At 43.6% G+C, this 6180-nt stretch carries 6 protein-coding genes; all 6 read left to right on the top strand.

Annotated features, from left to right (window positions below):
* Nucleotides 1-1733 (top strand): LPS assembly protein LptD (lptD, locus tag AB4496_RS19275; RefSeq protein WP_372131652.1); only part of this gene is annotated, 1733 nt, incomplete at its 5' end.
* Between the two features lie 43 nt (nt 1734-1776).
* Entirely contained in the window at nt 1777-3072 is a 1296-nt protein-coding gene (gene surA / locus AB4496_RS19270) for a peptidylprolyl isomerase SurA (protein ID WP_009847824.1), read from the top strand.
* The gene (gene pdxA, locus AB4496_RS19265) at nt 3062-4051 is read left to right on the top strand and encodes a 4-hydroxythreonine-4-phosphate dehydrogenase PdxA (RefSeq protein WP_009847825.1); all 990 of its coding nucleotides are present in this window, start codon (nt 3062-3064) and stop codon (nt 4049-4051) included. Before surA ends, pdxA begins: the two co-directional genes overlap by 11 nt.
* Nucleotides 4048-4863: a 16S rRNA (adenine(1518)-N(6)/adenine(1519)-N(6))-dimethyltransferase RsmA gene (gene rsmA / locus AB4496_RS19260; RefSeq protein ID WP_009847826.1), complete on the top strand. Its 816-nt coding sequence runs from the start codon at nt 4048-4050 to the stop codon at nt 4861-4863. The genes pdxA and rsmA overlap by 4 nt, the downstream gene beginning before the upstream one ends.
* An 81-nt stretch (nt 4864-4944) precedes the next feature.
* Entirely contained in the window at nt 4945-5325 is a 381-nt protein-coding gene (gene apaG / locus AB4496_RS19255) for a Co2+/Mg2+ efflux protein ApaG (protein WP_009847827.1), read from the top strand.
* 29 nt (nt 5326-5354) lie between these two features.
* A complete protein-coding gene (locus AB4496_RS19250; RefSeq protein ID WP_009847828.1) occupies nt 5355-6158 on the top strand; it encodes a symmetrical bis(5'-nucleosyl)-tetraphosphatase in 804 nt (267 codons plus the stop codon).
* Nucleotides 6159-6180 lie beyond the last annotated feature (22 nt).

The raw sequence follows: 6180 nt of genomic DNA, 5'->3' as shown, positions 1-6180 counted from the left end.
ATCTGCCGTACTTAACCGTTCCGATTGGTGATACGCGTAAAACAGGCTTCTTATATCCAACGGTATCATATGGCTCAAGTGATGGTTTTGAATTTGAGATCCCTGTTTATTGGAACTTGGCACCAGAGTATGACCTCAAAACCACTTTTAAGCACATGAAAGAGCGTGGTACCCAGCTTAACAGTGAATTTAGATATTTAAGCGATTTTGGTTCCGGGATGATTAAGTCTGAATACTTGCCTGATGACAAAAAATACCCAGAGAAAGGCAAACGTTGGGGGGCTCAACTTAATCACTCAGGAATATTCCAAGAATCTTGGTTGTTTGAAATTGATTACTCAAAAGTTGGCGATATCGAGTACTTCACAGATGTCAACGGAAGCGGCATTGGTAACCGTGAAGATGGCCAGCTTCTTCAAGAAGGGCAGGCTACATACCGTTCTCAAAATTGGGATGCGTCTGTACTTGTGCGAGATTTTCAGGTCCTCACAAATACGACAAACAACCTTCCATACCGCCTGCTCCCACAGCTTGAATATAACTATTATGCCCCTGAGGTAATGGAGTATTTAGATTTCGACTTGGTCAGCCATGTGTCTCTGTTTGATACAGATGCAAAAGGGAAACCATCGGCAACTCGTATTCACGTTGAGCCGGGAATTACAATTCCAGTAGGCAACACTTGGGGTACTTGGACCACAGAAGCCCGACTTCTTGGTACTTACTACCAACAAGATCTTGATGGTGTTGATACCACAAGTGACAAATATAAAGATTTAGAAAAGTCAGTAAGTCGAGTTATCCCTGAATTTAGGAGTCATGCTGGTATCGTTTTAGAAAGAGATACCAAGGTTATTGGTAACTACACTCAAACTCTAGAACCCCAAGTTCAATACCTGTATGTACCAAAAGAAGATCAAAACAACATTGGTCTTTACGATACGACACTTCTGCAGACTGATTATTATGGCCTGTTTAGAAGCCGTAAATACAGTGGTGTAGACCGTATCGCTGCAGCTAACCAAGTAAGCTACGGTGCATCATCTCGTTTCTTTGATGATGAGTATAAAGAGCGACTCAATGTGTCTTTTGGACAGATCTTTTATATCGACAAAGATACGAAACAACATCTAACACTTGATACTAAAGATAAGAACTCGAATTACTCATCTTGGGCTGTAGAAGTCGACTTTAATTACGACGACTACCTGTTTTATCATGGTGGGGTTCAGTACGACATCGATACCACAGCAATGCAACTAGCCAACAGCACCATTGAGTACCGTTTTTCTGGTGGTTATATCCAAACCAACTACCGCTACGTAACCAAAGAGTATATCGAAGACACTGTTGATTTTAATGTTGGATCGATTACTAAAGATGGTATATCTCAAGCAGGATTACTCGGAGCCTACCAGATTTCACGTAAGTGGAGTGCCAGCGCTCAGTACTTCTATGATTTAACAACCGAAGAGAACCTTGAGTGGTTAGCTAAACTCAATTACAAGTCCGATTGTTGGTATATCGGCTTCACCTATAGTAACCAATTGCGTAGATGGGAAGGTGATTACATCAACACATCGAATGCGACACCAGTATACGAGAAAAACTTTGGCTTTAACTTCGGTATTGTTGGCTTTGGTACCAATATAGGCTCTGATTCAAGCGAAGTAAGTGAAACAAGCTCAAATAACGCACTTAGCTACGGTCGCCCATTCTTCTTAAACAACTAACTTTCTTTACTGATAAAACATCGGTAAATATAAAGGATTACACATGACATTGTGGAAACGCACATTAATAGCTATCGCAGCCGCTTGTACTTTATCAACAAGCTATGCCGCACCAGTTGAACTCGATAGCGTAAAAGTAATCGTCAACGAGGGCGTGATCTTACAAAGTGACATTGATACTTCAATGAAAACACTGCGTGCAAACGCGAAGAAAAGCGGGCAAACACTACCATCACAAGACGTGCTCAATGAACAAGTACTCGAAAAGTTGATCATCGATACAATTCAGACCCAAGAAGCGGAACGTATTGGGGTTCGAATTGATGATGCTCGACTGGATCAAGCGATTGAAGGCATTGCCAAAGATAACAACCAAACAGTGCAACAACTTACAGCATCGGTTGCTGAAGAAGGCCTGAGCTACAATGCATTTCGTGAGCAAGTAAGAAAAGAGATTGCGGCAAGTGAAGCGCGCAATGCCTTGGTTCGTCGTCGTATTAATATCCTTCCTGCAGAAGTTGACAACCTAGCGGACATCTTAGCGCAAGAAACCAATGCGACGGTTCAATACAAAATTGGCCACATTCAACTGCGATTCAATGACGACCAAACCAAAGAAGAATTGGAAGCACAAGCGACTGATTTAGTGGAAGAGCTAAACAACGGCAAAGACTTCAGCACCATGGCTTATACTTACTCTAAAGGCCCTAAAGCACTGCAAGGTGGTGATTGGGGTTGGATGCGTAAAGAAGAGATGCCTACGATTTTTGCAGATCAAATAAAAATGCAGAACAAAGGCAGCATCATCGGCCCTTTCCGAAGTGGTGTTGGCTTCCATATTCTAAAAATTGAAGACGTAAAAGGTTTGGAAACCGTTGCAGTTACCGAAGTTAATGCACGTCATATTTTGATTAAGCCAACGGTTATCTTGAGTGATGACGGTGCGAAAGAGCAGCTTGAAGAAATCACTCGTCGTGTAAACGCAGGTGAAGCGAGCTTTGGTGACCTTGCACAGCAATACAGCCAAGACCCAGGTTCAGCAGTACAAGATGGTGAGTTAGGCTACCAAACTCCGGATTTATACGTACCTGAATTCAAGCACCAAGTAGAAACGTTACCTGAAGGTAAAATCAGTGCGCCATTCAAAACCGTGCACGGTTGGCACATTGTTGAAGTACTAGACCGTCGCGAAGTCGACCGTACCGATTCAGCATTGAAAAACAAAGCTTATCAAATTCTATTTAACCGTAAGTTCAACGAAGAAGTTGGTGCTTGGCTGCAAGAAGTAAGAGCTAGCGCCTTTGTTGAAGTGGTCGAGGATGACCAAGATGACAACTAAACGCCTTGTCATTACGGCAGGTGAACCAGCGGGAATTGGGCCAGATTTAACTCTCGCCTTATCCCAAGAAAGCTGGCCACATCAGCTCGTCGTTTGTGCGGACAAAACCCTATTAGCAGAGCGAGCTGAAATGTTAGGGATTGAGGTTGAGCTGTTGGATTACGATTCAACCGCGCCCAAGCAACCTCAACGCTCTGGAACATTGGTTGTGAAACACGTTCCACTAGCTGAAACAGCAGTTGCAGGCCAACTCAACGAGGCTAACGGTCATTACGTATTAAATACTTTAGAAACCGCAGCAATTGGCTGTATGAATGATGAATTTGATGCTATTGTCACCGGCCCTGTTCACAAGGGTGTAATTAACCGAGCTGGCGTTGCTTTTAGTGGCCATACCGAGTTCTTTGCAGAGAAGTCCAATACTCCACTTGTCGTGATGATGTTGGCAACAGAAGGGCTGCGTGTTGCTCTAGTAACAACGCACATCCCGCTAGCTTATGTATCTCAAGCAGTGACCGAAGACAGATTAGAGCAAATCATTGCTATTCTGCATAAAGACTTGGTTGAAAAATTTGCGATTGAGAAACCAGCTATCTACGTGTGTGGTTTGAATCCACATGCTGGTGAAGATGGTTGTTTGGGTCGTGAAGAGATAGAAACTATCACCCCTACGCTAGAAAAAATTCGCCAGAAAGATGGTATTAATTTAGTTGGCCCATTGCCAGCAGACACCATCTTTAATGAAAAATATTTGCAAGATGCAGATGCTGTTTTAGGTATGTATCACGACCAAGTACTCCCAGTATTGAAATACAAAGGGTTTGGTCGCTCAGTGAACATCACGCTTGGCTTACCGTTTATTCGCACATCAGTCGATCACGGTACCGCCTTAGACTTGGCAGGGAAAGGCCAAGCCGATACAGGGAGCTTTAGAACAGCGCTCACGCACGCCATTGAATTAGTAGAGAAAAAGCAATGAGAAATGATGTCCACTTAGGGCACAAAGCGCGTAAACGTTTTGGTCAAAACTTCCTTAACGATCCATACATTATTGATGGCATCGTATCGAGTATTAACCCACTACCAGGCCAGAACTTAGTAGAAATCGGCCCCGGTCTTGGTGCGATTACTGAGCCTGTTGGCAAGCTTGTCGACAAGTTCACAGTAATTGAACTGGATAGAGATCTTGCTGAACGTCTGCGTAATCACCCTGATCTTGCTGAAAAGTTAACGATCTATGAAGGCGATGCAATGAAGTTCGATTTCGAACAACTTGTTAAGCCAAACAACAAGCTACGTATCTTCGGTAACTTGCCATACAACATCTCTACACCATTGATGTTCCACCTTTTTGAGTTCCATAAAGACGTGCAAGACATGCACTTTATGCTTCAAAAAGAAGTCGTTAACCGATTAGCAGCGGGTCCTGGTACTAAAGCTTACGGTCGTCTAACGGTTATGGCTCAATATTACTGTAAAGTCACTCCTGTTTTAGAAGTGCCACCAACAGCATTTGTTCCGCCACCGAAAGTAGACTCTGCAGTCGTTCGCCTTCAGCCTTATGAAGTACTGCCTTACCCGGCAAAAGATCTTAAGTGGTTAGATCGCGTATGTCGCGAAGGCTTTAACCAGCGTCGTAAAACAGTACGTAACTGCTACAAGAGCCTAATCGACAAGGAAGTGCTTGAAGAGCTAGGTGTAAACCCTGGCATGCGCCCTGAGAACCTGACGCTCGAACAGTTTGTCGATATGGCGAACTGGTTGCACGACAGTCACAACGCTGATAAATAATCGAAAAAGGCTCCTACACTTCGGTGAGGAGCCTATTTTTTATGTAATACTTAAAGCATACCAACAACAAAAGGTGCGAATATGGATATATCTACGCCTTGTATCAAATGCCAAGTTCATTCTAAATATATTGAAGAACAATCTGAGCCATCTAAGAATCGCTACGTTTTCGCTTACATCATTACCATCAAAAATCTAAGTAAAACAACAGTACAACTTATGTCTCGTCGCTGGCTGATTACTGATTCCAACGGTAAACAACTCACCATAGAAGGTGATGGCGTGGTTGGACAGCAACCTGTGATTGAAGCCAATGACGAATACACATACACCAGTGGCACCGTCATCGAAACCCCAGTGGGAGTCATGCAGGGACACTATGTAATGACCGATCATAAAGGCATTGATTTCATAACAGAAGTCGACCCATTTAGACTGGCCATCCCCAATATTCTTAACTAGTACACATCTACCACTTACAGGAAAATGCTGTGTCGAATTATATTGTCGGAGACATCCAAGGATGCTTCGACGAACTTCAGTTACTGCTTGAAACCATCAACTTTGATAAACAACAAGATACGTTATGGGTCGCCGGAGACATAGTTGCTCGTGGCCCTAAATCCTTAGAGACGTTACGTTTTGTTCGTAGCCTTGGCAGTTCAGCGAAGGTGGTATTGGGTAACCATGATTTACATCTACTTGCGGTCTCCTTAGGCCTCTTTTCAGCCAAACCAAAAGACAAGACTCAACCAATTCTTGATGCTGAAGACCGTGACCAATTGCTGGAATGGTTAAGACAACAACCCTTGATGCAAGAACACCCTGAGTTTGTCATGACACATGCGGGCATCTCACCTCAATGGGACTTAGAACAAGCACGTACAGAGAATCGAGAGATAACGTCATTACTGAAATCGGACCGTTGGCAGTGGCTTATTGAGAACATGTACAGCAACACGCCAGATCTCTGGAACAACGAGTTGCAAGACATCGAACGTTATCGCTATGCGATCAATAGCCTGACAAGAATGCGCTTCTGTTTTGAAGATGGCCGACTCGACATGGCATGTAAGCTACCACCGAATGAAATTACCGATGAACCACTAGTGCCATGGTTTGACCTTCCGCAACGCATAAAGCTCGATAAAACCGTTGTTTTTGGACACTGGGCTGCGCTTGAAGGCTATAACGGAAAAGATGTAATTGGACTTGATACTGGGTGTGTGTGGGGGGGAGACTTGACGATACTTCGCTGGGAAGACAAACAGTTTTTCACTCAAAAAGCGCTATAGAAACACGAGATACGAGATACGA

Origin of the sequence: Vibrio sp. 10N.222.46.A1 (genome assembly GCF_041473595.1) — a bacterium.
In the GTDB taxonomy this organism is placed as follows: domain Bacteria; phylum Pseudomonadota; class Gammaproteobacteria; order Enterobacterales; family Vibrionaceae; genus Vibrio; species Vibrio tasmaniensis_A.
The sequence above is the reverse complement of the archived record's forward strand: the minus strand, read 5'-3'. Positions and strand labels throughout refer to the sequence as shown.

Coding starts and splice junctions, on each gene's coding strand:
- pdxA (WP_009847825.1), top strand. CDS start 3,062: ATGACAACTAAACGCCTTGTCATTACGGCAGGTGAACCAGCGGGAATT.
- apaG (WP_009847827.1), top strand. CDS start 4,945: ATGGATATATCTACGCCTTGTATCAAATGCCAAGTTCATTCTAAATAT.
- surA (WP_009847824.1), top strand. CDS start 1,777: ATGACATTGTGGAAACGCACATTAATAGCTATCGCAGCCGCTTGTACT.
- rsmA (WP_009847826.1), top strand. CDS start 4,048: ATGAGAAATGATGTCCACTTAGGGCACAAAGCGCGTAAACGTTTTGGT.